The organism is Streptomyces sp. NPDC004327, from assembly GCF_042873935.1.
GTDB lineage: Bacteria > Actinomycetota > Actinomycetes > Streptomycetales > Streptomycetaceae > Streptomyces.
Genome location: NZ_JBIAME010000006.1, coordinates 164837 through 190131, shown reverse-complemented (window position 1 = coordinate 190131; position 25295 = coordinate 164837). Strand labels below are relative to the sequence as shown.

Genomic DNA, 25295 nt, shown 5'->3' with positions numbered 1-25295 from the left:
TTCTGTGACGTGCGGTGCACGTGGTGCCTGCCCTTCCTACCGCCGAATGGTGGGCTGTGGGCCCGGAATCCCGGGATTTCCGCCCGCAAGAGGGTGTTGATCAGGTAGAGGAGCCCGCAGTTTCTCACTCGAAAGAGTTGCGTCGGCGTAGGGGTCGACGACCACGTAGGCTCGTTTGCACCAAGTTCTTGAACCTGAGGAGTGACCGTGATCCCCGGTGGTGGCCAGCCCAACATGCAGCAGCTCCTCCAGCAGGCCCAGAAGATGCAGCAGGACCTCGCCCGCGCCCAGGCGGAGCTCGCGGCGACCGAGGTCGACGGGCAGGCGGGCGGTGGCCTGGTCAAGGCCACGGTGACCGGCTCCGGCGAGCTGCGCGGCCTGGTCATCGACCCGAAGGCGGTCGACCCGGAGGACACCGAGACGCTCGCCGACCTGATCGTGGCCGCCGTGAAGGCCGCCAACGACAACGCGCAGCAGCTCCAGCAGGACAAGCTGGGCCCGCTCGCGCAGGGCCTGGGCGGCGGCGGCCTGCCGGGCCTGGGTTTCTGAGACCCGGTCCCGCCGGGCCTGGGTCTTCCGGGCCCCGCCATCCCTCAGGCTCTCCGGCCCGTACATCTTCTGTGGCCGGATTCCAGCCACTACCGTAAGAATCAAGCACTTCCGAGAAGGGCGCCGGCATTGTACGAAGGCGTGGTTCAGGACCTCATCGACGAACTGGGCAGGCTGCCCGGCGTCGGTCCCAAGAGCGCCCAGCGGATCGCCTTCCACATCCTCCAGGCCGAGCCGACCGATGTGCGGCGGCTCGCCCAGGCGCTTCTGGAAGTCAAGGAGAAGGTCCGGTTCTGTGCGGTCTGCGGCAACGTGGCACAGCAGGAGCACTGCAACATCTGCCGTGACCCGCGCCGGGACCAGACCGTCATCTGTGTGGTCGAGGAGCCGAAGGACGTCGTGGCGATCGAGCGGACCCGCGAGTTCCGCGGCCGCTACCACGTGCTCGGCGGCGCGATCAGCCCGATCGAGGGCGTCGGCCCCGACGACCTGCGGATCCGCGAACTGCTCGCGCGGCTCGCGGACGGCACGGTCACCGAGCTGATCCTGGCCACCGACCCGAACCTGGAGGGCGAGGCCACCGCGACGTACCTGGCGCGGATGATCAAGCCCATGGGCCTGAAGGTGACGCGGCTCGCGAGCGGTCTGCCCGTCGGCGGCGACCTGGAGTACGCCGACGAGGTCACCCTGGGGCGTGCCTTCGAGGGGCGGCGACTGCTAGATGTATGACGACGACCGAGTCCGTGCGCACGACGGCGCACTCCCAGGGAGGCTCCTCGATGTCTGACGCCACGCTGCACTCCATCACCCAGGACCCGGACGACTTCGCGGTGCAGATCGCGGACTCGATCGAGAGCTTCATCGTCGCGACGGCGGAGGTCGCCAAGGGCGACGAGCCGGACAGCGCGGTGCCCTTCCTGCTCCTGGAGGTCTCGCAGCTGCTGCTCGCCGGCGGGCGGCTCGGCGCGCACGCGGACATCGTCCCGGACGAGCAGTACGAGCCGGACGCGGGCCCTGACGCGGACGTGGACGACCTGCGCGAGCGCTTCGCGGTCATGCTGGAGCCGGTCGACGTGTTCTCCGAGGTCTTCGACCCGTACGAGCCGCGCAAGGCGCCCGTACCGGCGCGGATCTCCGACAGCCTCGCCGACATCGTCACGGACCTGCGGCACGGCCTCGCCCACTACCGGGCGGGCCGGACCAGCGAGGCGCTGTGGTGGTGGCAGTTCTCGTACTTCTCGAACTGGGGCCCCACCGCCTCCGCCACCCTGCGCGCCCTCCAGTCGCTCGTGGCGCACGTGCGGCTCGACCAGCCGCTCGCCGACCTGGCGGGGCTCGACACGGACGAGGACCTCGCGGACGACGACCTCGCCGAGGAGGCGGGGCGCGTGATGATCGAGGAGATCGCGGGGCCGCTGGGCCTCGGCCGACCGGCCAAGGGCTGAGCGCAGGAGCCGAGCGGGCCGGATCACGGATCCGGCCCGCGTTTCGCGATCCGGGCCTGAAGTGATCCGGGCTTGCCGTCGGCCCGGCTTCACAATGCGGCCCGTCTTCGCCTCGCGGGCCGCTCCGGCGATCCGGCCCTACAGCCGGCCCGCCTCCACGATCCGGCTCAGGAACCGGCGCGTGCGCTCGTGCGCCGGCGCGCCGAAGACCTCGGCCGAGGTGCCGCGCTCCAGGACGACACCGTTCTCCAGGAAGCAGACCTGGTCGGCGACCTCGCGGGCGAAGCCCATCTCGTGCGTGGCGATGACCATCGTCATGCCCTCCTCCTTGAGGTCGCGCACGACGTTCAGGACCTCGCCGACCAGCTCCGGGTCGAGCGCCGCCGTGACCTCGTCGAGCAGCAGCAGGCGCGGCCGGCTCGCCAGCGCGCGGGCGATCGCCACGCGCTGCTGCTGGCCGCCGCTGAGCCGGTCCGGGTACTCGCCCGCCTTCGCGCCGAGCCCGAGCCGGTCGAGCAGCTCCCGCGCCCGGTCCTCGGCCTCGCGGCGCTCGGCCTTGTGGACGCGGCGCGGAGCGAGCGTGATGTTGTCGAGCACGCTCATGTGCGGGAACAGGTTGTACGCCTGGAAGACCACGCCGATCCGGCGCCGCACGGCGTCGGCGTCCGCGCGCGGGTCGGTGATCTCCTCGCCGTCCAGGAAGATCGCGCCGTCGTCGATCTCCTCCAGCAGGTTGGCGCACTTGAGGAGGGTCGACTTGCCGGAGCCGGAGGCGCCGATGAGCACGGTGACGGTGTGCTGCGGGACGGTGAGGTCGACATCGCGCAGGACGACGGTGGCGGCGGAGCCGTGGCCGTAGGTCTTGCGGACCGATTCGAGCCTCAGGACGGCCTGGGTCCCGGTCATACCGTGCCTCCCTGCGACTGACGGCGGTTCATCCGGGCCGTGACCCAGTCAGTGAACCGGGTCATCGGGATCGTCAGGACGACGAAGACGAGGCCCGCGACGACGTACGGCGTGTAGTTGAAGGTCTTGGACGCGAGGATCTGCGCCGCGTACACGGCGTCCACCGCGCCCGCGATCGAGACCAGGCCGGTGTCCTTCTGGAGCGAGACCAGGTCGTTGAGCAGCGGCGGCACCACCCGGCGTACGGCCTGCGGCAGCACCACGTACCGCATCGTCTGCGCGCTCGACAGGCCGAGCGAGCGGGCCGCGGCGCGCTGGCTGGGGTGGACGCTCTCGATGCCGGCCCGGAAGACCTCCGCCATGTAGGCGGAGTACGTGAGGACCAGCGCCGCACCGCCGAGGACGACCGGGTCGGTCGGGACGCCCTGGAGGCGCAGCGCGGGCACGCCGAAGATGACGGCGAGCAGGCAGATGATCAGCGGCAGGCCGCGGAAGAAGTCCACGTAGGCGGTGGCGAGCGCGCGCAGCGGGAAGAGCGCCGGGCCGCGCAGGGTGCGGGCGACGGCGAGCAGCAGGCCGAGGACGAGCGTGACGGCGCCGCAGACGACGAGCAGCCGGAGGTTGAGCCACAGACCGTCGATGACCTGGGGGAACGCCTGGCGGGCGTACTCCGCGTCGAAGAAGGTCTCCTTCGTGCGCGGCCAGCCCGGGGAGCCGGTGATGACGAAGTAGAGCACCGCCAGGGTCGCGGCGGTGCTCAGGGCGGCGACGGCCGTCGCGCGGCGCGTGCGGGAGCGCTTGTAGCGCTCGCGCTCGATCCGCCGCCGCGACGGCCGGTACATCTCGCCCGGGACGTCCTCCTGGGGCGCGTCCTTCGCCGTGGCGGTCTTCGTGACGCCCTCCGGGACGGCCCCGGTGGCGGCGTCCGAGGCGGCGTCCGCGGTGGCCTTCGTGCCGGCCTCCGTGACGGCCTTCGTGACGGGCTGCATGTCGGTCACTTCAGCACCGGCGCGCCCGCCGCCTCCGACAGCCACTGCTTCTCGATGGCGGCGAGGGTGCCGTCCTTGCGCAGCGCGTCCACGGCCTGCGAGACGCAGGAGGTCAGCGCGGAGCCCTTGTCGAGGACCAGGCCGAACTGCTCCTTGGCGCCGCCCGTGGTCTCGAACTGGCCGACGACCTTGGCCTCGGGGACCTCGGCGCCGGTGATGTAGAACGCGGTCGGCAGGTCGACGACGATCGCGTCGACCTGGCCGTTCTTCAGGGCGGCCTTGGCGAGGTCGTTCTTCTGGAAGACGGCGGGCTGCTGCTCCGGCTTGATCTGCTCGTTGATCACGTCGAGGCTGGTCGTGCCGACCTGCGCGCCGAGCTTGGCGCCCTTGAGGTCGGCCAGGCTGGTCGCCTTCGCGGCCTTGGAGTTCTTGAGCGCGATGACGGCCTGGCGGACGTCGTAGTAGCCGGAGGACAGGTCCACGGCCTTGCGGCGGTCCTCGTTGATCGACACCTGGTTGACGTCGAGGTCGAAGCTCTTCTCGCCGGGCGCGAAGGCGTTGTTGAAGGCGACCTTCTGCCAGACCACGTCACCCTTGGCGAAGCCGAGCTTCTGCGCGACCGCGTACGCCACGGCGGACTCGTAGCCCTTGCCGTTGGCCGGGTCGTCGTCCTGGAACCAGGGCGCGTAGGCGGGCGTGTCGGTGCCGACCGTCAGCTTGCCCTTCGCCTTCGTGGCGAGCGCGTCCTTCGCGCAGGACGCGGGGGCGCTGTTGGCCGGCTTGCCGCCGGCCGCCTGCTCCGGGGACTCCTCGGGCTGCGGCGCGCATGCGGACGCGGCGAGGGCGACGAGGACGGAGGCGGTGGCCAGGGTGGCGGTGTGACGTGGGCGCATGGCGGGAGCGTGACACCGGTCCGGGCATCTGTCCAGGTCACGCGCGTGTGGTCTCGCATGGCGGACGTTTGTGACGGTGGTGTTGCGGGTGTGGGATGGGTGGTCGGGAGCGCGCCCGGCGGGGCCGGGGTGCGGCCGCCGTATATCCCAGTGATCACTCCGCGAGCAACGAATCTCATCAGGTGATATCACCGTGGTGTTTTTCCGCTGCTCGTTAAACTGAGCCGACCGCAGCGGCTAGCTGCGGCAACGACTGAGCGAGGAGCGCACGTGGGCCTTGTCGTGCAGAAGTACGGAGGCTCCTCCGTTGCCGATGCCGAGGGCATCAAGCGCGTCGCCAAGCGAATCGTGGAAGCCAAGAAGAACGGCCACCAGGTGGTCGTCGTGGTCTCCGCGATGGGCGACACGACGGACGAGCTGATCGATCTCGCCGGGCAGGTATCCCCGATGCCGGCCGGCCGTGAGTTCGACATGCTGCTGACCGCCGGAGAGCGGATCTCCATGGCCCTGCTGGCCATGGCGATCAAAAACCTGGGCCACGAGGCCCAGTCGTTCACGGGCAGCCAGGCGGGTGTCATCACCGACTCGGTCCACAACAAAGCGCGCATCATCGATGTCACGCCGGGCCGCATCCGCACCGCGCTCGACGAGGGCAACATCGCCATCGTCGCCGGTTTCCAGGGCGTGTCCGCGGACAAGAAGGACATCACCACCCTGGGCCGCGGCGGCTCCGACACGACCGCCGTCGCCCTGGCCGCCGCGCTCGACGCCGAGGTCTGCGAGATCTACACGGACGTCGACGGCGTCTTCACCGCCGACCCGCGCGTGGTGAAGAAGGCGAAGAAGATCGACTGGATCTCCTTCGAGGACATGCTGGAGCTCGCCGCCTCCGGCTCCAAGGTGCTGCTGCACCGGTGCGTCGAGTACGCACGCCGCTACAACATCCCGATCCACGTCCGCTCCTCCTTCTCGGGGCTGCAGGGCACGTGGGTCAGCAACGAACCGACAGGGGATCTGAAGGTGGAGCAGGCCATCATCTCCGGTGTCGCGCACGACACCTCCGAGGCCAAGATCACGGTCGTCGGCGTGCCGGACAAGCCGGGCGAGGCCGCGGCCATCTTCCGCGCCGTCGCGGACGCCGAGATCAACATCGACATGATCGTGCAGAACGTGTCCGCGGCCTCCACCGGGCTCACGGACATCTCCTTCACGCTCCCCAAGGCCGAGGGCCGCAAGGCCATCGACGCCCTGGAGAAGACGAAGGCCACGATCGGCTTCGACTCGCTGCGCTACGACGACCAGATCGGCAAGATCTCCCTGGTCGGCGCCGGCATGAAGACGAACCCGGGCGTCACCGCGGACTTCTTCAAGGCGCTGTCGGATGCGGGCGTCAACATCGAGCTGATCTCCACCTCGGAGATCCGCATCTCGGTCGTCACCCGCGCCGACGACGTCAACGAGGCCGTCCGCGCCGTCCACACCGCCTTCGGTCTGGACAGCGACACGGACGAGGCCGTGGTCTACGGCGGCACCGGCCGCTGACCACCCGGACATCCTGATGAGCGGCAAACCGACGCTCGCGGTCGTGGGAGCGACCGGGGCCGTCGGCGCCGTGCTGCTCCAGACGCTCTCGCACCACGCGGACGTCTGGGGCGAGATCCGGCTCCTCGCCTCCCCCCGCTCGGCCCGCGGCAAGCTGACCGTCCGGGGGGAGGAGACCGAGGTCCGCGCCCTGAGCGAGGAGGGCCTGGAAGGCGTCGGCCTCGCCCTCTTCCTGGTGCCCGACGCCGTCGCGGCGCGCTGGGCGCCCATCGCCGCCGCCAAGGGCGCGGTGGTCGTCGACACCTCGGCGGCCTTCCGGGCCGACCCCGACGTGCCGCTCGTCGTCCCGGAGATCAACGGGGCCGCCGTACGGATGAGGCCGCGCGGCATCGTCGCCAGCCCCGGCTGCTCCACCCTGGCCCTGATCGTCGCCGTGGGCGCCCTGCACGCCGAGTACGGGCTCACCGAGCTCGTCGTCACCGTGCAGCAGGCCGCGAGCGGCGCGGGCCGGGCGGGCACCGCGGCGCTGCGCCACCAGCTGGCCGTCGTCACCGGCGGCGAGCTGGGCACGCACCCCGGCGACGTGCGCCGGGCGGTCGGCGACGCCACCGGCCCCTTCCCGGGCCCGCTCGCCCTCAACGTGCTGCCCTGGTCGGGCGAGCTCGCCGACGGCGGCTGGTCCACGGACGAGCTGGCCGTGCGCGAGGAGAGCCGCAAGATCCTCGGCCTGCCCGGGCTGCGCGTCGCCGCGACCTGCGTCCGGGTCCCGGTGGTGACCGGGCACTCCGTCTCCGTGCACGCCCGCTTCGAGAAGCCCGTCACCGTCGCCCGCGCGCACGAGATCCTCGCCACCTCGCCCGGCGTGGTCCTGTACGACGATCCCGGCGCCGGCGACTTCCCGACGCCCGCCGACGTCGTCGGCACCGACCCCACCTGGGTCGGCCGGGTGCGTCGCTCGCCGGACGACGTCCAGGCCCTGGACCTCTTCGTGTGCGCGGACAACCTGCGCAAGGGCGCCGCGCTCAACGCCGTGCAGATCGCGGAGTCGATCGTGGGGACGATCTCAACTTTGTAGGATCTGTGAACGCCTTGTGAGCAAATCGGCGTCAGCGGGCTCTTGATCAGGTCAGATGTCCTGGACGACGATGCTGTTCCCTCCCCGCTGCAACCAGCGGTCGGGCGGGAGCGTCTTCGCGTGCACCCAGGACCATGTGACGCGGAGCACGCCCAGAGCAGGGCATCGGGGGAGAACGGGTACGCATGAGGGCAAACGACGCACCGTCAAAAGCGGTGGCGTACGCGTACAACCCTGACGGGGGGAAGCGTGTCCAACAGGCGTGGCAGAGGTACTCGACATCGCGGCGGTCATCCCGCTGCGCGGCACCGGGCTGCGACCGCTCGGGCGGCCGCGCCCGGCCGGCGGCATGCCGGTGATCGCGCCCATGCCCCTGAAACCCCGACCCACGCGGTCCACACACCCCGCCGGCCCGGCCACGCCGCCGACCGTGAGCGGTATCCCGGCGCCCCGCGGGGGCGCTGACGACACGATGGCTGCCGGCACCACCGTCGACCACCTCACCGAGACCTACCGCGCCCACTACCGGTCGCTGCTCGGCCTCGCCGCGCTGCTCCTCGACGACACCGCCTCCTGCGAGGACGTCGTGCAGGAGGCGTTCATCCGGGTCCACTCGGCCCGCAACCGGGTCCGCGACCCCGAGAAGACCCTGGCCTATCTGCGCCAGACCGTCGTCAACCTCTCGCGCTCCGCGCTGCGCCGCCGCATCCTCGGCCTCAAGCTGCTCTCGAAGCCGATGCCGGACATGGCGAGCGCCGAGGAGGGCGCGTACGACCAGCTGGAGCGGGACGCGCTGATCAAGGCGATGCGCGGGCTCCAGCGGCGCCAGCGCGAGGTCCTCGTGCTGCGCTACTTCGCGGACATGACGGAGGCCCAGGTCGCCGAGACCCTCGGCATCTCGCTCGGCTCGGTCAAGGCGTACGGCTCCCGCGGCATCGCGGCGCTGCGCGTCGCCATGGAGGCCACGTCATGAGCGGGCGGCAGTACGGGCGGCATGATGGGCGCGACGGTGACCGGGACGACCTGAGTGGATTCGGTTTGGTGAACGAAGCGCCGGAGGGCAACGGCTCGGGCGGTACGAGCGGTCCGGGTGCCCCGGTCGGCGCGGGCGGTACGGGTGCCCCCGTCGGCGCGGACGGCTCGGGCGGTTCGCTCGGTTCGGACGGCTCGGTTGACGAACTCGCGCTGCGGCGGCTGTTCCAGGGCGCCGTGTCCGGGCTCGAACCCTCCGCGGACGCGCTCGACCACCTGCGCCGGGCCGTGCCCGCCCGCCGGGCCCGCAAGCGGCAGGCCGTCGTCGGCATGGCCGCCGCGATCGTCCTCGTCGGCACGGCCGTGCCGGCCCTCGTGCACGTCGCCACGTCGGACGGGATCAGCACCGACAAGGCCGTCAACGCCGGACACGGCGAGCAGGCCCAGGGCGGCACCGGCACCGAGACCGGCATCGAGGGCGGCCAGCAGACCGCCGCCCCGTCCCCCGGCTCCACCGCGCCCAGCCAGGGCGGCGCCGAGGGCACCACGGGGAAGCCGCCCACCGCCACGGCGCCCGGCACGGCCGCCGGCACCGGCGGCAAGCCCACCCCGTCCGTCGCCCCGGACGCCCCGCCGACCTGCCTGGCCGGCCAGCTCGGCGTCGTCTCGGCCCAGGCCGGCGCGCCGGACGGGTCGGGGAAGGTCTACGGCACCTTCCGGATCGCCAACGTCTCGCCGCGCGACTGCGTGGTCGGCGGCGCCGGGAAGGTCGCCTTCGAGGCGCACGGCGCGGCGGACCGGACGAAGATCGCTGTCGTGGAGCACACCGCGGGCGACGCGGCCGCTGGACTGCCCGACCCGGCACAGGAGTCGGCGCGGCTGCTGCTCACCCCGGACAACGCCTACGAGGTGAAGTTCGCCTGGGTGCCCAGCGAGACCTGCCCCACCACCGGCACCACGCCGACGCCGACCCCGACCGACCCGTCGAACGGCGGCGGCTCGACCACCGGCGGCGGCACCACGGGCGGAGCCGGCACGGACCCGTCCGCCAACACGCCCGCCACCCAGATGACGGACGGCACCACGGCCGACGGCAGCGTCGCCGTGACGCACACGGCGGACCCGGGCGGCCCGGCGGCCGAGACGACCATCCCCAACGCCTGCGCGGGCACCATCTACCGGACCGGGGTCCTGGACGCCTCCTGAGGCCCCAGACCTCGGACTCTGGGTGCCAGGCCTCAGCCCCTGGAGCCGGGGCCTGGGTCCCAGACCCTGGATCCCAGGCCCCGGCAGATGCCAGGGCCTGTCCGGCGGATCGGATCAGGGGTGCTCAGGCCCTAGACGATGCCGAGGGCCGCGTCCCGCTGGGCCTCCACCTCGCGGCGGACGAGGCGGAACCACATGAAGGCCACGAAGCCCGCGAAGACGAACCACTCGGCCGTGTAGCCCAGGTTCTGGAACGACTTCATGTCCAGGCTCGTGCCCGCGGCGGCGGCCGCCGGCACCGGCTTGAGCCCGGCGGGGGAGTCGGTGAGCGTGATCCAGGCGTCGTAGACGTCGCCCGGCACCACGTTCACCAGCGCCGCGGCGCTGATCATGCCGAGCTGCCCCGAGGGCAGCCCGCCCGCCGTGCGGACGCCCTTGGTGCCCGGGCCCTCGGACGCCTGGAGGGCGCCGGTGACCGTGACCGGGCCGGCCGGCGGGGCCGGTGCCTCGGCGCCCGCGGGCAGCCAGCCGCGGACCACCGGCAGCGCCTTGCCGCCTTCCGTCTTCAGCAGCGTCAGGACGTACGAACCGGTGCGGCCGTCCAGCTCGCGGTCCGGGACCAGGAACTGCTCCCCGTACCGTCCGGCGGCCCGCGCGAGCCGGCCCGAGGTCTCCTGGTCCACGGGCAGCAGCGAGGCCAGCGGCTCCGCCTTCTGCGTCGCCACCTCGACGGACTGCCGCTCGGCCGCCTCGTGCGAGGCGACGCGGGCCTCGAATCTGCTCAGCTGCCAGGTCCCCATGAACACGCAGAACGGGATGGCGAGGAGGACGAAGACGTTGATCCCCCACCAGCGGGGCGTTCTCAGGAACCGGTACACACCCCCACGGTACGGGGGGCCGCTCAGCCCACCTCCTTCCGGGGTCCGCAAGCCGGGGGCGTCCCCAGGTGCCGTGCCGCGAAGTCGAGATCGAGCGCCACCTGCTTGATCCGCTCGTCCACGACCAGCGAGCCGTGCCCCGCGTCGTACCGGTACACGTCGTGCACCGCGCCCCGGGCGGCCAGCCGGTCCACGTAGTTGTCGATCTGGCGGATCGGGCAGCGCGGATCGTTGACGCCGGCCGTGATGTGCACCGGGGCCCTGACCGCGTCCACGTACGTCAGCGGCGACGAGGCCGCGAAGCGCTCCGGGACCTCCTCCGGCGAACCGCCCAGCAGCGTGCGGTCGAGCGCCTTCAGCGCCTCCATCTCGTCCTCGTACGCCGTCACGTAGTCCGCGACGGGCACGGCGGCCAGGCCGAGTGCCCAGGCGTCCGGCTGGGTGCCGAGGCCGAGCAGGGTGAGATAGCCGCCCCAGGAGCCGCCGGCCAGGACCAGCTTCGCCGGGTCGGCGAGGCCGCTCGCCACCGCCCACTCGCGCACGGCGGCGATGTCCTCCAGCTCGATCAGACCGACCCGGTGCTTCAGCGCGTCCGTCCACTCCCGGCCGTAGCCGGTCGAGCCGCGGTAGTTGACCCGCACCACCGCGTACCCGTGGTCGAGCCAGGCCGCCGGGCCGGAGGCGAAGGCGTCGCTGTCGTGCCAGGCCGGACCGCCGTGCACCTCGAAGACCGTCGGGAACGGGCCCTCGCCCTCCGCCGGACGCTGCACCAGGGCGTGCACCCGGCCGCCCGGACCCTCCACCCACACGTCCTCCACCGGCACCGACGGCGGCGCCTTCGGGCCGGGCGGGTCCAGGACGACCGAGCCGTCCGTGGAGCGGACCACCGGCGGCTGGGCGGCGGAGGACCACAGGTACTCCACGGTGCCGTCCGGGCGGGCCGTCGCGCTCGACACCGTGCCCGCCGGGGTCTCCACCCGGACCAGGGCGCCGGTGGCGATGTCGTACCGCCACAGCTCGCTGCGGGCCTCGAAGCCGTGCACGATCAGCAGGCCCGAGCCGTCCGCGAACCACTCCGCCGACACGTCGCCCGGCAGGTCGAGCCGCAGGTCCGTCTCGGTGCCCGTGGCCACGTCCCACAGCATGGGCTCCCAGCGGCCGCGCCGCTGGTGCCCGACGAGCAGCCGGGTGTCGCCGGCCACCGGCGCGAAGCCCAGGACGGTCAGGCCCAGCTCCTCCGTACCGCCCTTGGTGTCGTCCAGCTCGGCGACCACGGCGCCGCCGGCACCGGAGGCGTCCGCCGCCCGCAGCACCCGGATCGCCGAGTGCATGGCGTCCCCGTGCTCGGTGTGCTCGATGGCGATCAGGGAGCCGTCGTACGACAGGTCACCGACGCCGGCCGACTCCCGGTGCCGGTAGATCTCCACCGGCTCGGCGGCGCCCGGCCGCAGCAGGTGCACCGTCGAGCCGTCCTCGTCCGTGGAACGGCCCACCACGACCGTGCCCTCCCGGCCGAGCGCCAGACCGGCCGGATAGGAGGCGTCGAGCCCCGGCACCGCCGGCTCGTCCGCGCCGCCCGCGAAGGGCTGGCGCATCCACACGCCGAACTCGTCGCCGTCGGTGTCCGCGAACCACCAGATCCACCGGCCGTCCGGGCTGAGCGTGCCGTCCGTCGTCCCGTTCGGCCGGTCGGTCACCTGGCGCTGCGCGCCGGTCGCCCGGTCCCACGCGTACAGCTCGAACGTGCCCGTCGCGTTCGACACGAACAGCGAGCGGTCCGGGGCCTCCTCGGCCCACTCGGGCAGCGAGACCCGCGGCGCGCGGAACCGCTGCTGCCAGGCCGGCGCGTCGGCGAAGTCCGTGCCGTCCGCACCCTGCTTGCTCTCGTCGGTCACGTCGGTCACGTCGGTCACGTCCGTCACGTCGGTCTCGTCGGGTTCGCCAGCGTGCTGGTCAGTGGTCTCGGTCATGAAGCCATGATGCTCCGCGCCGCCGACAAATTGTTCGCCTCGCCCCCAGGCTGTGGATAACCTCGCAGGCATGTACGCACCGACCCCCGACGACTGGCACGAGGCCAACCGCGCCCGCTGGGACGAGCGAGTGCCGATCCACGTGGCCAGCGACTTCTACGGCCTCGACGACTTCCGCGCCGGCAAGGACCCGCTGCGCGACTTCGAACTGGCGGAGGTCGGCGACGTCACCGGCCGCTCGCTCCTCCACCTCCAGTGCCACATCGGCCTCGACACCCTCTCCTGGGCCCGGCACGGCGCCGCGCACGTCGTCGGCCTCGACTTCTCCGAGCCGGCCGTCGAGACCGCCCGCGCGCTCGCCGCCGACCTCGGACTGACGCCCGAGCGGGCCGCGTTCGTTGCCGCCGACGCGTACGACGCCGTGGCGGCCGTGCCGGACTCGGCGTACGACATCGTCTACACCGGCGGCGGCGCGCTGAACTGGCTGCCCGACCTGGACCGTTGGGCCGAGACGGCCGCCGCGCTCGTCGCGCCCGGCGGCTTCCTCTACGTCGCCGAGTTCCATCCGATGGCCGACTCCTTCGACGACGCGACCGCGACCACGGTGATCAACGACTACTTCGTGCGCGAGCCGTGGGTGGACACCTCGTCCGGCACCTACGCCGACCTGGACGCCGCCACCGTCAACAACCGCAGCGTGGAGTGGGTGCACACGGTCGGCGAGGTCGTCACGGCCCTCGCGAAGGCGGGTCTGCGCATCGAGTTCCTGCACGAGCACGACATGACGCTGTTTCCGCGCTTCGAAACGCTCCTGCGGCAGGACGACGGCTACTACCGCTTCCCGGCCGACCGGCCGAGGATCCCGCTGATGTACTCGATCAAGGCGTCACGCCCGGCCCTGTGAGCCGTTCAGCCTGATCACGGCGCGCCCGCCCGCCAGATCCACCGTGGAGTGGTGCGGCGGGGCGCCGTCCTCCTCGTCGTCGCGCAGCAGGAGCGAACTCTGCCGCTGCTTCAGCTCGTTCTGCTTGCCCGGCGAGAACGTGGCGTGCAGCTGCTCGAAGCCGGTCGCGGAGACCTGGCCGCCACGCCTCCCGCGCCCGCTCGCGCGCAGGAGCTGATCACCGAACGCGATCAGCGTCAGCACGATCACCAGTCCCGGCAGCGTCACGAACACGGCGAATCCCATGCCGCCATTGTGACCCGGTCCCGTGAACCGGCGGAAGCCGTCGACCCGTTGTCGGTGGTCCTGTCTACGATTGCGGCATGGAGTTCGCCCTTGTCGTCGCCGCAGTCTTCCTCCTGCTCTTCGGGGCCGGTGTGCTGCGCGACCGGCGCCGCTTCAGCAATGCCGTCCATCTCGGCCTGGCCGTCACCTTCCTCGGCCTCGGCCTGCTCGCCGGCATCGACAAGGCCCCGCCCGGCGTCGGCGTCACGGTGATGGTCGTCGTGCTGCTCGTGCTCTCGCTCGGCCCGGTCGTGCTGGCCGGACTCCTGTGCGCGAACGGCGTGAAGATGGTCCGCAAGGAGGGCCGGCGCCCCGCGAACCTGCTGTCGCTGCTCGCCGGGCTCGGCATGTTCGGCGTGATGGCGCTGATGGCGGTCGCGGTCGTCACGCACTCGGTGACCCTCGGCGTCGTCGTCGGCACCCTCCTGCTCGTCGTCGGCTACGTCTCCTTCCTCTTCCTCTGCTTCATCGGCTACGCCTTCCTCTACGGCCGCATGGGCATCCGCCGCGACGCGGACTACGTCGTCGTGCTCGGCTCCGGCCTGCTCGGCGGCCGCCGGGTGCCGCCGCTGCTCGCCAGCCGCCTCGACCGGGGCCGGCAGGTGTACGAGAAGCTCGCCGCGCTCCGCGAGGTGGACCGGACGCCGGTGCTCATCACCTCCGGCGGCCAGGGCCCCGACGAGCAGTTGCCCGAGTCGCACGCCATGGCCGACTACCTGGTCGAGCGCGGCTTCCCGGCGGACCGGGTCGTGCGCGAGGACCGCTCGCGCACGACCGAGGAGAACATGCTGTTCAGCAAGGCCCTGATGGAGGCGGAGCGGCCCGGCGCCGAGTGCGTGATCGTCACCAACAACTTCCACGCCTTCCGGGCCGCGCTGCTCGCCCGGAAGACGGGCGTGAAGGGCCAGGTGGTGGGCTCGCCCACCGCCGCGTACTTCTGGCCGAGCGCCACGATCCGCGAGTTCGCCGCCGTCTTCCTCCAGTACAAGGCGGTCAACCTGGGCATCTGCGGGGCGCTGATATCCCTGGGCGCCCTGGCCCTGCTCCTCGCGCTCTGACCTCTGCCGCCGGCCTTCGCGCTGTGACCGCTGACCGCTGACGGTTGCCCGTTGCCCGTTGCCCGTTGCCCGTTGCCCGTTGCCCGTTGCCCGTTGCCCGTTGCCCATTGCCCGCTGACCGCTGACCGTCCCGCCCGTCACGGAGTGACGATCGGGAACTGCGGGTCCGGCTTCGTCACGTACGACAACAGGCGGGTGAGCAGCGCCGGGTCGCCCTCCACGACGATGCCGAGGCCGTGCGGGTCCCCGCCCGCGAGCAGGCCGAGCAGCTGCGGCTTGCCGAGGGTGAGGGTGAGCCCGGCCGGGGAATGGGGCGGGGCGGCGAGCGCCCGATGGGTCAGGACGCCGTTGCGCAGGGTCAGCCGGCGCGGCTCGTCGGGGGCGGTGAGCCGCAGGTCGATGGTGATCTCGTCGTGCCACGCGCGCGGTCCGTCGATGCGGACGGCGACCGAGTCGACGAGCATCGGCACGGTCAGCGCCGCCGCCATCTCGGGGTTGGTCATGTCGACGAGTTCGCCGCCGACGCCCTCGCGGAGCTCCTGGGCACCGGTCAGGTAGAAGTTGCGCCAGGTCCCGTTCTCCGAGCCGTGTCCGAGGCGGGTGTAGACGCCCGCGAGGGCCTGCCTGGCCCCGGTGTTCTCCGGGTCGGCGAAGACCACGTGGTTGAGCAGGGTCGCCGCGAAGCGCAGGTCCCCGCCGTCCGCGTACGCCCGCGCCTTGGCGACCGCCTCGGCCGGGCCGCCGGCCACGTCCACGTACCGCTGCGCGAGTTCGACCGGGGGGTGCTCCCACAGGTGCGCCGGGTTCCCGTCGTACCAGCCGAGATAGCGCTGGTAGACGGCCTTGGCGTTGTGGCTGAGCGAGCCGTAGTAGCCGCGCGCGTGCCAGCGCTTCTCCAGGGCGGGCGGCAGCTGGAGCCGCTCGGCGATCTCGGGCCCGGTGAGGCCCTCGTTGAGCAGCCGCAGCGTCTGGTCGTGCAGGTACGCGTAGAGGTCGCGCTGCTCGGAGAGGAAGGCCACCACGTTGTCGTGGCCCCAGGTGGGCCAGTGGTGGGAGGCGAAGCCGACGTCGTACCGGCCGTGGAAGTACTCGATCGCCTCGTCCAGGTAGCGCGCCCAGATCCGGGCGTCGCGGACGACCGCGCCGCGCAGCGTGAGCACGTTGTGCAGGTTGTGGGTGGCGTTCTCGGCCAGGCACAGGGCGCGGTGGTCGGGGAAGAGGAAGTTCATCTCGGCCGGTGCCTCGGTGCCCGGGGTGAGCTGGAAGACCATCCGGACGCCGTCGACGGTCTCCTCCTGCCCGGTCCGGGTGATGTCCACGGTCGGCGGGATCAGGCTGATGGTGCCGGAGGAGGCGGTGGCGCCCAGACCCACGCCGATCTGCCCGTCCGGTCCCTTGGGGATGTTGTTGCCGTACATGTAGCTCGCCCGCCGGACCATCGCGTTGCCCGCGTACACGTTCTCGCTGACCGCGTGCTCCAGGAAACCGGCCGGCGCGAGGATCGGCACGCCGTCCTCGGTGCCGTGCGGCAGCACGCCGCGGGCGCCGCCGAAGTGGTCACCGTGCGAGTGGGTGTAGACCAGGCCGGTGACGGGCCGGTCGCCACGGTGCTCACGGTAGAGCCCGAGGGCGGCCGCGGCGGTCTCCGTGGAGATCAGCGGGTCGATGACGACGATGCCGCGCTCGCCCTCGACGACCGTCATGTTGGAGATGTCCAGGCCGCGCACCTGGTAGATGCCCTCCGTGACCTCGTAGAGCCCCTGCCGGACACAGAGCTCGGACTGGCGCCACAGGCTGGGGTGGGCGGTGTCGGGGCACTCGGCCTTGAGGAAGGCGTAGGCGTCGTTGTCCCAGACCACCCGGCCGTCGGCAGCGGTGACGACGCCGGGGACCAGGGCGCCGAGGAAGCCGCGGTCGGCGTCGTCGGAGTCGGTGGTGTCCTCGAAGGAGGGCAGTGTGGTCATGCCGGCACTCCGTTTCGCGGTGTCGCGCGCGTGAGCCCGCCGCTGTCGCGCGTGGGCCCGTCCGGGCTCGTCCGGACGGCGTACCGGTCCATCGGACCATCGGGGACGTACCACCGCATGTCGGATTCGGTCGGCCGTCCTACGCTGGAGGAGGCCGACACGTGCGGCCGATACGTGCGGAGGCGACGTCATGAGAGCTCGGCACCACTTCCACATCGACTACCGGGGCCACTCGGTGAGCGCCACCGTGCAGACCGGACACCACCCGGTCGTCGAGATCCTCGTGGACGGCAAGGAGACGGGCCACGCCACGACCCGGAACGACCGCCCGGTCACCCTGCACGTCGAGCTGCCGACCGACCCGCCGACGCCGGTCACCGTCCGCGCGACCCCGGGCCCGGGAGTGCCGCGCTGCATGCTGCTCGGCCCGGAGGAGCAGGATCCGCACGTGATGGCGCCGCGCATCTACTGAGGCGCGCGAAGCCCGGCCGGAGAGCCCGGTCAGAGCCCGGCTCGCGAGCCCGGTGAGGGCCCGGTCAGGGCCCGTTCCTCTGCGCGCCGAGCCCGGTCAGAGCCCGGCCCCGGCGCGCCGAGCCTGAGCCCGGTCCCGGCCGGCCGAGCCCGGTCAGCTGAGCCAGGCCATCCCGATCAGCAGGAAGACGACGAAGGCGATGGCCCCGGCGACGGCCGCGGTACGGCGCGGGCGGCGCCGGGAGATCGCCGCGATCGGGTTCTCGGCGGGCGGGGCCGCACGCCGCGAGCGCGGGCCGGGCGACGCGGGGACGGGCGCGGGGGCGGACCGAGGCGGTGCGGAGTGCGGGGGGTGGTGCGGGGCGTGGTGTGGGGCGTGCTGCGGCGCGCGGCCCGGCCCGGGGTGCGACACCGGGCGCGGCGCGGAGTGCGGCACGGGCTGGGGGTCGGGTACGGCCTGCGGCAGCGGCTGCGGCTGGTCGCGCCACGCCCCGGAGGCGAACCAGTCGGCGATCGCCTGGGCCTGCGGCCGCTGCTCGGGCTGCTTGGCGAGCAGCGTGAGCAGGAAGTCCTCGAAGGCCACCGGGATCGGCACGCCGAACTGCCGCGGCGGCGCCGGCGGGGTGTCGATGTGCTGGTAGAGCAGCGCGGTCGCGGTGTCGGCGCGGAACGGCGGCTGCCCGGTGAGCAGTTGGTAGAGCACGCAGCCGAGCGAGTAGACGTCCGAGGCGGGCGAGGCGGGCTGCCCAAGGGCCCGCTCGGGCGCCAGATACAGCCCCGTGCCGACGATCTGGCCGGTGGTGGTGAGCGCGGCCGACGGGTCGTCGACGAAGCGCGCGATGCCGAAGTCGGCCAGCTTGACCGTCCCGTGGGAGTCCATCAGCAGGTTGCCCGGCTTGATGTCCCGGTGCACCACGCCCTGCCGGTGCGCCGCCGAGAGCCCGGCGGCCGCGTGCGCGGCCACGGTCGCGACCTGCTCGGCCGAGTACACCGTGGAGTGGGACCGGTCCCCGGCGAGGCTGTCGCCGTCCACCAACTCCATGACGAGGTAGAGCTTTCCGTCCCACGTGCCGAAGTCGAAGACGCCGACGACGTGCGGGTGGCTCAGCCGCGCCGCGGTCTGCGCCTCCATGCGGAAGCGGTCTGCCGCCGACGGGTCGTGCTCGTGACCCAGCATCAGCTTGACGGCCACGTCTCGCCCGAGCACCTCGTCGGTCGCCCGCCAGACCTCGCCCATGCCGCCACGGCCGACACACACCTGGAGCCGATATCGGTCCGCGACCAGCACCTGAGACCCACCCTTCTCTTGACGACTCATCGTAGAGCGGGTTCACCTCGGCGTTGCCTCAAGCCCCGGACTCGCGGGCCCTGGACGCTCCTGCGCGGGCTCCCGGGCCCGGGACTCTCGGGCCCGGGACTCTCGGGCCCGGGACTCCCGGGCCCAGGACCATCCCGCCCGGCCCGCCCCCTCAGACCCCGCGCTTGGGGAAGCCGTGGGTGCGCGCGCCGACGACCACCAGCAGCACCGGCACCAGGAGCAGCAGCACGCTCCACGGGAAGGCCGCCGGGCCGAGGGTGCCGAGGAGGACGCCGCCGGTCACGCCGCCGCCCGCCATCAGCGTGTTCCAGACGGTGACGAGCAGGGCCTGGGCCCGGTCGCCGCCCGCGTCCGTGACGGCCGTCTGCACCAGGGTGGCGAGCCCGCCCCAGCCGAGGCCCCACAGCACCATGGAGGCGTACACGACGGCCGGGCGGTCGGCGAAGGGGATCAGGAGCGCGGCGGCGAGCAGGAACAAGGCCGCGCTGGCGATGGTGAGTTCGCGCAGCCTGCGGTCGATCAGGGCGCCGGTGACGAGGATGCTCACCATCGACGCCAGGCCGAACACCAGGAGCACCAGCTCGCGTTCGCCGCCCATGCCGTACGCGTCGAGGAACGAGGCGATGTACGTGTAGAAGGTGTTGTGCGCCAGGACGTAGGCCGCGACGACGAACAGGACGGCGGCGACGCCGGGCAGCCGGACCGCCCGCAGCACCGGCTCGCGCCGGCCCGGCTGCCGGCCCGGGTGGTCCGGGACCGAGACGAGGATCCACACCAGCAGGAGCACCGACACCACGGTGACGAGTCCGAAGGTCGCCCGCCAGCCGATCAGCGAGCCGAGGAAGGTGCCCGCGGGGATGCCGAGCGAGAGGGCGAGCGGGATGCCCGCCATGGCGATGGCGATCGCCCGGCCGGCGAGGTGGGGCGGGGCGAGCCGGCGGGCGTAGACGACGAGTTCGGCCCAGACGGCGGCCGAGGCGACCCCGGCGACCAGCCGGAACGCCATGGTCAGCGGATAGCTGGCGGAGACGGCGGTGACCGTGTTGGCGACGGTGAACACCGCCACGGCCGTCACGAGCAGCCGCTTGCGGCGCCAGCCCCCGGTGACGACGGCCAGCGGCACGGCGGCGAGCCCGGAGGCGAGCGCGTACACGGTCAGCGCCTGGCCTGCCGCCGACTCGCTGACGGACAGGCCGCGGGCCATCTCGGGCAGGACACCGGCGGGCAGCGCCTCCGTGAGGATCACCATGAAGGCGGCGGTGGCGAGGGCCAGGAGGGGCGAGAGGGGGAGTCTCCGCTCCGCCTCGCCAGGACGCATCGCGGATGAAGCGGATGACACGGACGAAGAAGAAGAAGACGAGGTCGAGGACGAGGTCGAGGACGAGACCGAGGACGCGGTCGAGGACGAAGTGGAGGATGAGGCCGTGGTTGCCATGCCCGACATCGTCAAAGACTGACATTGATGTGAAGGTCAAGCGGGGACGAAAAGCGGGGCCGCGCCGCAGGTCAGACCGGCATCCGCGCGCTGACGCAGACGGCGTACGGGGAGGCGGTGGTACGGGTCGCGAAGCCGTACGCCGTGAGCGCGGCCGCCGTCCGGGCGGCGACCTGCGCCGACCGGTCGGCCGGCCCCTGGCCGTACCCGAAGAACAGGTGCAGCGCCCCGCCCGGCACCAGGACGCGCTCCAGGACGGCCAGCTCGCGGTCCGGTGACCGGGTCCACAGGACGTTGACGTTGAAGGCGAACGCCGCGTCGAACTCGTGCCGTTCGGCCAGGTCGAGCAGGGGCAGCGTGCGGACCTCCGCCCGCCCGGCGGCGATCCGCGCGGCGAGCCGGCGGCGCGCGAGCGCGGTGGCCCTGGCCGAGCGGTCGATCGCCACGATGTGCCCGCTGCCGCCGGAGAGCCGCTCGCACACGAGCGCGGCGGCCGCGCCGCTGCCGCAGCCTATCTCCAGGACGCGGTCGTCGGGCCCGAGGTCGAGGACCGTCAGCGCCCAGGCGAAACGCGGGGGGATGGCAGCCATACGGCCACCTTACGGCGGCCGCCGGCCGGGTGACCCGCGCGCGGAGCGCCGGCGCCCTCACCGAGGAGCGGCGCGCTGGCGCGTCTTACGAGGCGACTGAGGAACGGAGTGCCGTCGCTCTCGCCGAGGAGCAGTGCTCTGGCGCCTCTTACGCGACGACCGAGGAAATGACCGACAGGCTCGGCGTGTTCCCCTGCACGACACCCTGGCATCGCGGACTGTTCACGGCCCGCTCCTAGCGTCCCCATTACCCGGCTCTTCCGGGTGCGTCGCGCCCGGCACACGACGGGGTCGGGGAGTGACGCCCAGCGTCTAGGAGTATCCGCATGCGCAGATCCGTCAGGATCCTGACGGTCGTCGCCACGACCGGCGCCCTCGCCGCCGGCAGCGCCGTGGCGGCCAACTCGGCGCCCCAGCACGGGGGCCACGGCACCGAGATACGCAACGTCATCTACCTCCTCGGCGACGGCATGGGCCGCACCCATGTCACCGCCGCCCGCGAGCGCTTCTACGGTGCCACCGGCAAGCTCAACATGGAGCGGCTGCCGAACTACGGCGCCGTCGCCACGTACGCCGTCGAGAAGGACAGCGACCAGCCCTCGCTGGTCACCGACTCCGCGAGCTCCGCCACCGCTTGGTCCTCCGGCGTGAAGACCTACAACGCGGCCATCGGCGTCGACGCCTACGAGAACAAGGTCGCGACCCTGATGGAGCAGGCCCACCAGGCCGGCTTCGCCACGGGCAACGTCTCCACCGCCGAGGTCACTGACGCGACCCCGGCCGCCGAGTTCAGCCACGCACTGCTGCGCGGCTGCCAGGGCCCGGTCTACTCGGACGCCTCCTGCCTGCCCAAGAAGGCCGACGGCACCTACGAGAACAAGCCGGCCGACCAGACCCTGATCACGCCGATCGCCGAGCAGATCGCCCGCAACGGCACCGCCGACGTCATCCTCGGCGGCGGCCTGGCCCGCTTCGAGCCGGACGACCAGAAGGCGCTGCAGGCCCAGGGCTACCAGGTGCTCGGCAGCTTCGGCGACCCGGCGCTGCCGGCGCAGACCGCCGCCACCCAGAAGGTCGCCACCAAGGACGACCTGGCGAACGTCAAGCGCGGCAAGGTCGTCGGCCTCTTCAACCGCGGCAACCTGACCATCGAGAACGCCAAGGCCAAGCTGCCCGCCGACGCTCCGCAGAAGCAGGAGCCGACGCTCGCGGAGATGACCAAGAAGTCCCTCTCGCTGCTCGACGGCCGCTCCAAGAAGGGCTTCCTGCTCCAGGTCGAGGGCGCGCAGATCGACAAGCGTTCGCACGCCAACGACGCCGCGCAGGCCCTCGACGAGATCAAGGCGTTCGACGACGCCGTGAAGACCGCGGTCGACTTCGCCAGGAAGGACGGCCACACCCTGGTCGTCGTGACGGCGGACCACGAGTGCGCCGGCTTCAACATCATCGAGAAGGGCACCTTCACCAACGCCGAGGCGGCCGCCCCGCCGGCCAACACGGACGCGGGCAACCCGGCGAACAACTCCACGCCGTCGCGCTCCTCCTCGGCCAACGTCAAGGACCCGGCCCGCTCCTCCGGCATCGTCAACGGCGCCGGCGCGAACGACCCGAAGAACTTCGGCCCGGCCACCTTCCGTACGCCCGACGACCCGGCGGACGTCAAGGACGGCACCCCGGAGGCCAGCCTCTGGCTGTCCTACCTGTCCGGCAACCACACCGGCGCCGACGTCCCGATCTACGCGTACGGCCCGGGCGGCAAGCGCTTCGCCGTCAGCCAGAACAACGTGGACCTGTACGGCAAGCTCTACCGCCAGCTGTTCGGCGCGGCTCCGCGCACCAACTGAGCCCGCAGGCGGGGCCGGGGCGCGCCGCCAACGCGGCGCCCCGGCCCCGCGCCCGTCGCCACCCGCACCGACCTCCACCGGGAGTACGCCGATGAGCCCGCTCACCCGCACCACCAAGGCCGCCGTGCTCGGCCTCCTCGCCCCGGCCGCCCTCCTGGCGCTCACCGGCTGCGGCGGCCCCTCGGCGGACGCCGGGCAGGACAAGGCCCCCGAGCCCGCCGCGACCGCGGCCGCCCCGGTCACCTTCCCGGCCCCGCGCACCGCCCCGCCCGCCGCGCCCACCCTCGCGCCGGCCCCGGCCAAGGGCGAAGTCCGCATCGAGCAGGGCCCCTTCACCGACCGCGTCCGCCTCACCCGCCTGACGCTCCCGCCCAAGCCCGCGGTGACCGGCCACCTCACCATCACCTCCGACGTCAGCGACGTCCTGGCCCTCGAACTCCGCGCCGCCTTCTACGACGCGACCGGCCACCTCCTCGGCACCGGCTCCTTCCAGTACCAGGAAGAGGGCGAGGCCGCCCACGCCGGCGACGTCCACAAGGGCCCGCGCGCGGTCGGCGAAGGCATCGACTTCACCATCCCGGCGAAGAACCTGAAGGGCACGCCGGCGTCCGCCGTGATCTCGGTACCCGTACTGGTGAACGAGTAAGTCAGCCTGTGCCGACCTTCTGCATCAGATGCAGAAGGTCGTCCGGGGTGAAGTCGGGCTCGACCGCGGACAGTACGCGCCCGCGTGAGTCGCGCGAGGGCCAGCGGGCGTGCCATGTGCATCGCGTCCCCCGCGACTTGACCTTGGTCCGAAGTGAATATCCCTTGGAACGGGCATCGTTCAAGGAGTCAAAGGTCAGGCGTCTCCGCGCGCGAGACCGCGGCAGCTTGTTCAGCGTGGACCTTGAAAACGAACCTGTGCCGCAGTTGAGACCACGTGAATCACCGACATGACAAACGATGCGAATTCATGTTGCGCTGCGGTGTCTTTTCGAATAGGTCCCTTCTGGTATGGTGAAATTCTGCCAAAGTGTGCTGAATCTTGCCTCGCGAATGGGATCAAACGCGGATGAATCGGAAATAAATCAGCGGAACTTTGGCCAAAAGCTTGGTCGGCGTAATTTTCCTTCCTGTTTCGTAGGTAGCCTCTTGTAGGTGTAGAGCCACCTCGGGGTGGTCTGCACCTGATCGAGAGGAATGAAAATGCTGAAGAAGGCCTTAGCTGTAGGTGCGGCGACCGCGCTCCTGGCCATCTCGGGGGGATCTGCATTTGCGGCCTCGAAGAGCACACAGCTCAGCAACGGTGTTCTTACTGTCACAGCGGAAGACGGCTGCACCGTGAGCGGAAATTGCGGCCTCTACTACTCGGCCACGATCTACAAGAAGACCGGTGGCGACACCAAGGTCACGGTTCAGCTCGCTCTGGCCGCCGATAACTGGAACATCTACGACACGCAGAAGACGATATCCAAGGGTCAGACCGTTTCGAAAAGCTGGGGCGGCCGAGCAAAGGCCGACGCGGGCGGGTGCCGCGTCGCTGGGTATATGAAGGCGTCCACGGGTAACTACTACACGCCGACCATCGACGTGTGCTGAGCTAATCTTCCTGATGGCCGGGGCGGAAGATCGCCCCGGCCATCAGGTGTAAGGGTTTCGCGGTGATTGAAGCTTCTGTTTCCGCCCTGCCAGGCCTGGTTGTGTCCTTCGTGCTGCTCGCAGTTCTTTTTGGCGGGGTAACCGCCCTCATCGCGAAAGCTCGATCCAAGCCACTCGCGCCCAGGGTTGCGATAGCTGTCTATCTGAGTGGCGTATTGGCCGTCACGCTCATGCCGGGGAATGCCGGCCTGTCTTCGTGGGAGTGCGACACCGGGCTCCCCGAGCACCTCCTCGATTCCACCAGTTCTCTGCTGAATATCGCTCTCTTCGCACCCGGCGCTGCATTGGTCGTTCTTGTGCACCGGCGACCGCTCGTTGCTGCGTCCTCGTTCATTTTTCTGAGCGGGATTGTGGAACTCGTTCAGTCCAGCCTGAGTTTTGGGCGCTCATGCAGCGTGACCGACCTCGCTGCGAATGCCTTGGGTTCCACCCTGGGAGCCGCGCTCGGATTTTCCCTTCTTAAGCTGCGCCGACTGGGAATCAACCGACCTCGAAAGGACTTCCTTTACGGGGTTGTTATTTTCGTGATCGGCGCGGCAGTGGTCGGTATGTCATTCCATTCCTGGGTCAAGCCCGTGGACATCGTCGCCAAGGACGATCAACTGCATGATCTTGCAGACGCCTCATCTGGGGCCGACGTCTGGATATCTGGTGCTGCGACGGAAGTGTTCGGACGCAATGCGCAAGTCCAGCAGGTTACCGTTGAGAAGTCCGGGGGTTCTCAGAAGGTTACCGCCGAGACGGATCTGGGCAAGATTTCCGGTTGGTGGCCCCAAAAGGAGCTCGATAGCGCCTGGTCTTCGAACACGCTTGGAGACAAGGGCGGCCTTGATGCGAACGGTGCCGCAGTCGTCGGGGAGAAGTTCGCTCAAAAGTGGTTCGCCAAGCATCTTGCTCGGAGCGAACGCAAGGTAAGTCCGATCGGTGAGGGCGCCACGCAGGCATACAACATCAGCTATCGACGCCACGTGGGCAAAGTGATGATGCCTCTGCGTCTCGACATCACGGTCACCAAGTCAGGTCGCATCATGGGCTTCACTGCCAGAACCATACGAGACCCGGAACTTTCCCCTGTGACAGTGAGCGAGGCGCAGGCAAAGAAGGTCGCCGAACAGTCATCGGGACACGCGCCCGGGGCGACGATGCTCCTTGCGGCACGGCTCCACGAGGGATGGCGCCCGGTGTGGCTGGTTGAGGTCGATGGGAAGGATATCGCTGTCGACGCGGCATCAGGTGCACGCGTACTTGAGGAGATCAAGCCCCCGACGGGGCCTCCCAGCGAATAGCGGCAACGCCAGACGGCCTGGCCCCCAAGCATCGG

General features: G+C 71.3%; 25 protein-coding genes. 15 read left to right on the top strand and 10 right to left on the bottom strand.

What is annotated here, in order from left to right; genetic code table 11:
- Positions 1–207 precede the first annotated feature (207 nt).
- The 3 genes from ACFYU9_RS21580 (at position 208) to ACFYU9_RS21570 (ending at position 1994) form a co-directional block, all read left to right on the top strand.
- Positions 208–549 carry a YbaB/EbfC family nucleoid-associated protein gene (locus ACFYU9_RS21580; RefSeq protein ID WP_389211166.1) on the top strand — a complete coding sequence of 114 codons (342 nt, stop codon included), beginning with the start codon at positions 208–210 and terminating at the stop codon, positions 547–549.
- Between the two features lie 129 nt (positions 550–678).
- The gene (gene recR / locus ACFYU9_RS21575) at positions 679–1278 is read left to right on the top strand and encodes a recombination mediator RecR (protein ID WP_389211168.1); all 600 of its coding nucleotides are present in this window, start codon (positions 679–681) and stop codon (positions 1276–1278) included.
- Between the two features lie 50 nt (positions 1279–1328).
- Complete coding sequence (locus ACFYU9_RS21570; RefSeq protein WP_389211170.1) at positions 1329–1994, top strand: DUF5063 domain-containing protein; 666 nt, start codon at positions 1329–1331, stop codon at positions 1992–1994.
- A gap of 138 nt (positions 1995–2132) precedes the next feature.
- Here the strand turns inward: ACFYU9_RS21570 and ACFYU9_RS21565 are convergent, their stop codons facing one another.
- The 3 genes from ACFYU9_RS21565 to ACFYU9_RS21555 form a co-directional block, all read right to left on the bottom strand.
- Positions 2133–2900: an amino acid ABC transporter ATP-binding protein gene (locus ACFYU9_RS21565; protein WP_389345730.1), complete on the bottom strand. Its 768-nt coding sequence runs from the start codon at positions 2898–2900 to the stop codon at positions 2133–2135.
- Positions 2897–3742 (bottom strand): amino acid ABC transporter permease, encoded by an 846-nt coding sequence (locus tag ACFYU9_RS21560; protein WP_389211509.1) that lies wholly within the window; start codon positions 3740–3742, stop codon positions 2897–2899. The genes ACFYU9_RS21565 and ACFYU9_RS21560 overlap by 4 nt, the downstream gene beginning before the upstream one ends.
- Before the next feature lie 152 nt (positions 3743–3894).
- Positions 3895–4782 carry an ABC transporter substrate-binding protein gene (locus ACFYU9_RS21555; RefSeq protein WP_389211175.1) on the bottom strand — a complete coding sequence of 296 codons (888 nt, stop codon included), beginning with the start codon at positions 4780–4782 and terminating at the stop codon, positions 3895–3897.
- A 270-nt stretch (positions 4783–5052) separates the two neighbouring features.
- On the opposite strand from ACFYU9_RS21555, the gene ACFYU9_RS21550 reads away from it, so the two are divergent.
- The 4 genes from ACFYU9_RS21550 to ACFYU9_RS21535 all read left to right on the top strand — a co-directional run bounded on the left by ACFYU9_RS21550 (position 5053) and on the right by ACFYU9_RS21535 (position 9577).
- Positions 5053–6324, top strand: coding sequence for an aspartate kinase (locus tag ACFYU9_RS21550; RefSeq protein WP_389211177.1), 1272 nt, complete (start codon positions 5053–5055; stop codon positions 6322–6324).
- A 16-nt stretch (positions 6325–6340) separates the two neighbouring features.
- Positions 6341–7399, top strand: coding sequence for an aspartate-semialdehyde dehydrogenase (locus ACFYU9_RS21545; protein ID WP_389345729.1), 1059 nt, complete (start codon positions 6341–6343; stop codon positions 7397–7399).
- A gap of 262 nt (positions 7400–7661) precedes the next feature.
- Positions 7662–8372, top strand: coding sequence for a SigE family RNA polymerase sigma factor (locus ACFYU9_RS21540; protein ID WP_389211181.1), 711 nt, complete (start codon positions 7662–7664; stop codon positions 8370–8372).
- A 68-nt stretch (positions 8373–8440) separates the two neighbouring features.
- Positions 8441–9577, top strand: coding sequence for a hypothetical protein (locus ACFYU9_RS21535; RefSeq protein ID WP_389345728.1), 1137 nt, complete (start codon positions 8441–8443; stop codon positions 9575–9577).
- A gap of 131 nt (positions 9578–9708) precedes the next feature.
- On the opposite strand, the gene ACFYU9_RS21530 is transcribed toward ACFYU9_RS21535, so the two are convergent.
- Together ACFYU9_RS21530 and ACFYU9_RS21525 are read right to left on the bottom strand one after the other, a co-directional pair.
- Positions 9709–10455, bottom strand: a complete 747-nt coding sequence (locus tag ACFYU9_RS21530; protein ID WP_389345727.1) for an SURF1 family protein — start codon at positions 10453–10455, stop codon at positions 9709–9711.
- 23 nt (positions 10456–10478) lie between these two features.
- Positions 10479–12425, bottom strand: a complete 1947-nt coding sequence (locus ACFYU9_RS21525; RefSeq protein ID WP_389345726.1) for a prolyl oligopeptidase family serine peptidase — start codon at positions 12423–12425, stop codon at positions 10479–10481.
- Positions 12426–12495: 70 nt separating this feature from the next.
- Here ACFYU9_RS21525 and ACFYU9_RS21520 point away from each other — a divergent pair, with 70 nt between their 5' ends.
- Positions 12496–13329 carry a class I SAM-dependent methyltransferase gene (locus ACFYU9_RS21520; RefSeq protein ID WP_389211189.1) on the top strand — a complete coding sequence of 278 codons (834 nt, stop codon included), beginning with the start codon at positions 12496–12498 and terminating at the stop codon, positions 13327–13329.
- Here the strand turns inward: ACFYU9_RS21520 and ACFYU9_RS21515 are convergent.
- Positions 13312–13614 (bottom strand): DUF6191 domain-containing protein, encoded by a 303-nt coding sequence (locus ACFYU9_RS21515; RefSeq protein WP_389211191.1) that lies wholly within the window; start codon positions 13612–13614, stop codon positions 13312–13314. The two genes, ACFYU9_RS21520 and ACFYU9_RS21515, sit on opposite strands and share 18 nt — an antisense overlap.
- A gap of 77 nt (positions 13615–13691) precedes the next feature.
- On the opposite strand from ACFYU9_RS21515, the gene ACFYU9_RS21510 reads away from it, so the two are divergent.
- The gene (locus tag ACFYU9_RS21510) at positions 13692–14711 is read left to right on the top strand and encodes a YdcF family protein (protein ID WP_389211193.1); all 1020 of its coding nucleotides are present in this window, start codon (positions 13692–13694) and stop codon (positions 14709–14711) included.
- A 137-nt stretch (positions 14712–14848) separates the two neighbouring features.
- On the opposite strand, the gene ACFYU9_RS21505 is transcribed toward ACFYU9_RS21510, so the two are convergent.
- Positions 14849–16675, bottom strand: coding sequence for an alkyl/aryl-sulfatase (locus ACFYU9_RS21505; RefSeq protein WP_389211195.1), 1827 nt, complete (start codon positions 16673–16675; stop codon positions 14849–14851).
- A gap of 190 nt (positions 16676–16865) precedes the next feature.
- Between ACFYU9_RS21505 and ACFYU9_RS21500 the strand changes: the two genes are divergently transcribed.
- Entirely contained in the window at positions 16866–17147 is a 282-nt protein-coding gene (locus ACFYU9_RS21500) for a hypothetical protein (protein ID WP_389211196.1), read from the top strand.
- A gap of 153 nt (positions 17148–17300) precedes the next feature.
- Here the strand turns inward: ACFYU9_RS21500 and ACFYU9_RS21495 are convergent, their stop codons facing one another.
- Together ACFYU9_RS21495 and ACFYU9_RS21490 are read right to left on the bottom strand one after the other, a co-directional pair.
- Complete coding sequence (locus tag ACFYU9_RS21495) at positions 17301–18434, bottom strand: protein kinase (protein ID WP_389345725.1); 1134 nt, start codon at positions 18432–18434, stop codon at positions 17301–17303.
- Positions 18435–18615: 181 nt separating this feature from the next.
- Positions 18616–19713: an MFS transporter gene (locus ACFYU9_RS21490; protein WP_389345723.1), complete on the bottom strand. Its 1098-nt coding sequence runs from the start codon at positions 19711–19713 to the stop codon at positions 18616–18618.
- Here ACFYU9_RS21490 and ACFYU9_RS21485 point away from each other — a divergent pair.
- Entirely contained in the window at positions 19712–19921 is a 210-nt protein-coding gene (locus ACFYU9_RS21485; protein ID WP_389345722.1) for a hypothetical protein, read from the top strand. The two genes, ACFYU9_RS21490 and ACFYU9_RS21485, sit on opposite strands and share 2 nt — an antisense overlap.
- Positions 19922–19970: 49 nt before the next feature.
- Here ACFYU9_RS21485 and ACFYU9_RS21480 read toward each other — a convergent pair whose 3' ends face one another.
- On the bottom strand, positions 19971–20489 hold the full coding sequence (locus ACFYU9_RS21480; protein WP_389211204.1) for a class I SAM-dependent methyltransferase: 519 nt from the start codon (positions 20487–20489) through the stop codon (positions 19971–19973).
- 326 nt (positions 20490–20815) lie between these two features.
- Between ACFYU9_RS21480 and ACFYU9_RS21475 the strand changes: the two genes are divergently transcribed.
- From ACFYU9_RS21475 to ACFYU9_RS21460, 4 genes are all read left to right on the top strand, one after another.
- Positions 20816–22333 (top strand): alkaline phosphatase, encoded by a 1518-nt coding sequence (locus ACFYU9_RS21475; RefSeq protein ID WP_389345721.1) that lies wholly within the window; start codon positions 20816–20818, stop codon positions 22331–22333.
- 91 nt (positions 22334–22424) lie between these two features.
- Positions 22425–22979 carry a hypothetical protein gene (locus ACFYU9_RS21470; RefSeq protein ID WP_389345720.1) on the top strand — a complete coding sequence of 185 codons (555 nt, stop codon included), beginning with the start codon at positions 22425–22427 and terminating at the stop codon, positions 22977–22979.
- Positions 22980–23521: 542 nt separating this feature from the next.
- The gene (locus ACFYU9_RS21465; RefSeq protein ID WP_389345719.1) at positions 23522–23914 is read left to right on the top strand and encodes a hypothetical protein; all 393 of its coding nucleotides are present in this window, start codon (positions 23522–23524) and stop codon (positions 23912–23914) included.
- A gap of 62 nt (positions 23915–23976) precedes the next feature.
- Positions 23977–25260, top strand: a complete 1284-nt coding sequence (locus tag ACFYU9_RS21460; RefSeq protein ID WP_389345718.1) for a VanZ family protein — start codon at positions 23977–23979, stop codon at positions 25258–25260.
- Positions 25261–25295 lie beyond the last annotated feature (35 nt).

Bases quoted from the DNA above. Each gene is read 5' to 3' on its own strand.
- ACFYU9_RS21520 (WP_389211189.1), top strand. From the start codon at position 12,496: ATGTACGCACCGACCCCCGACGACTGGCACGAGGCCAACCGCGCCCGC.
- ACFYU9_RS21485 (WP_389345722.1), top strand. From the start codon at position 19,712: ATGAAGGCGGCGGTGGCGAGGGCCAGGAGGGGCGAGAGGGGGAGTCTC.
- ACFYU9_RS21480 (WP_389211204.1), bottom strand. From the start codon at position 20,489: ATGGCTGCCATCCCCCCGCGTTTCGCCTGGGCGCTGACGGTCCTCGAC.
- ACFYU9_RS21555 (WP_389211175.1), bottom strand. From the start codon at position 4,782: ATGCGCCCACGTCACACCGCCACCCTGGCCACCGCCTCCGTCCTCGTC.
- ACFYU9_RS21510 (WP_389211193.1), top strand. From the start codon at position 13,692: ATGGAGTTCGCCCTTGTCGTCGCCGCAGTCTTCCTCCTGCTCTTCGGG.
- ACFYU9_RS21465 (WP_389345719.1), top strand. From the start codon at position 23,522: ATGCTGAAGAAGGCCTTAGCTGTAGGTGCGGCGACCGCGCTCCTGGCC.
- ACFYU9_RS21565 (WP_389345730.1), bottom strand. From the start codon at position 2,900: ATGACCGGGACCCAGGCCGTCCTGAGGCTCGAATCGGTCCGCAAGACC.
- ACFYU9_RS21560 (WP_389211509.1), bottom strand. From the start codon at position 3,742: ATGTACCGGCCGTCGCGGCGGCGGATCGAGCGCGAGCGCTACAAGCGC.
- ACFYU9_RS21545 (WP_389345729.1), top strand. From the start codon at position 6,341: ATGAGCGGCAAACCGACGCTCGCGGTCGTGGGAGCGACCGGGGCCGTC.
- ACFYU9_RS21475 (WP_389345721.1), top strand. From the start codon at position 20,816: ATGCGCAGATCCGTCAGGATCCTGACGGTCGTCGCCACGACCGGCGCC.
- ACFYU9_RS21490 (WP_389345723.1), bottom strand. From the start codon at position 19,713: ATGGTGATCCTCACGGAGGCGCTGCCCGCCGGTGTCCTGCCCGAGATG.
- ACFYU9_RS21525 (WP_389345726.1), bottom strand. From the start codon at position 12,425: ATGACCGAGACCACTGACCAGCACGCTGGCGAACCCGACGAGACCGAC.
- ACFYU9_RS21470 (WP_389345720.1), top strand. From the start codon at position 22,425: ATGAGCCCGCTCACCCGCACCACCAAGGCCGCCGTGCTCGGCCTCCTC.
- ACFYU9_RS21570 (WP_389211170.1), top strand. From the start codon at position 1,329: ATGTCTGACGCCACGCTGCACTCCATCACCCAGGACCCGGACGACTTC.
- ACFYU9_RS21500 (WP_389211196.1), top strand. From the start codon at position 16,866: ATGAGAGCTCGGCACCACTTCCACATCGACTACCGGGGCCACTCGGTG.
- ACFYU9_RS21505 (WP_389211195.1), bottom strand. From the start codon at position 16,675: ATGACCACACTGCCCTCCTTCGAGGACACCACCGACTCCGACGACGCC.
- ACFYU9_RS21515 (WP_389211191.1), bottom strand. From the start codon at position 13,614: ATGGGATTCGCCGTGTTCGTGACGCTGCCGGGACTGGTGATCGTGCTG.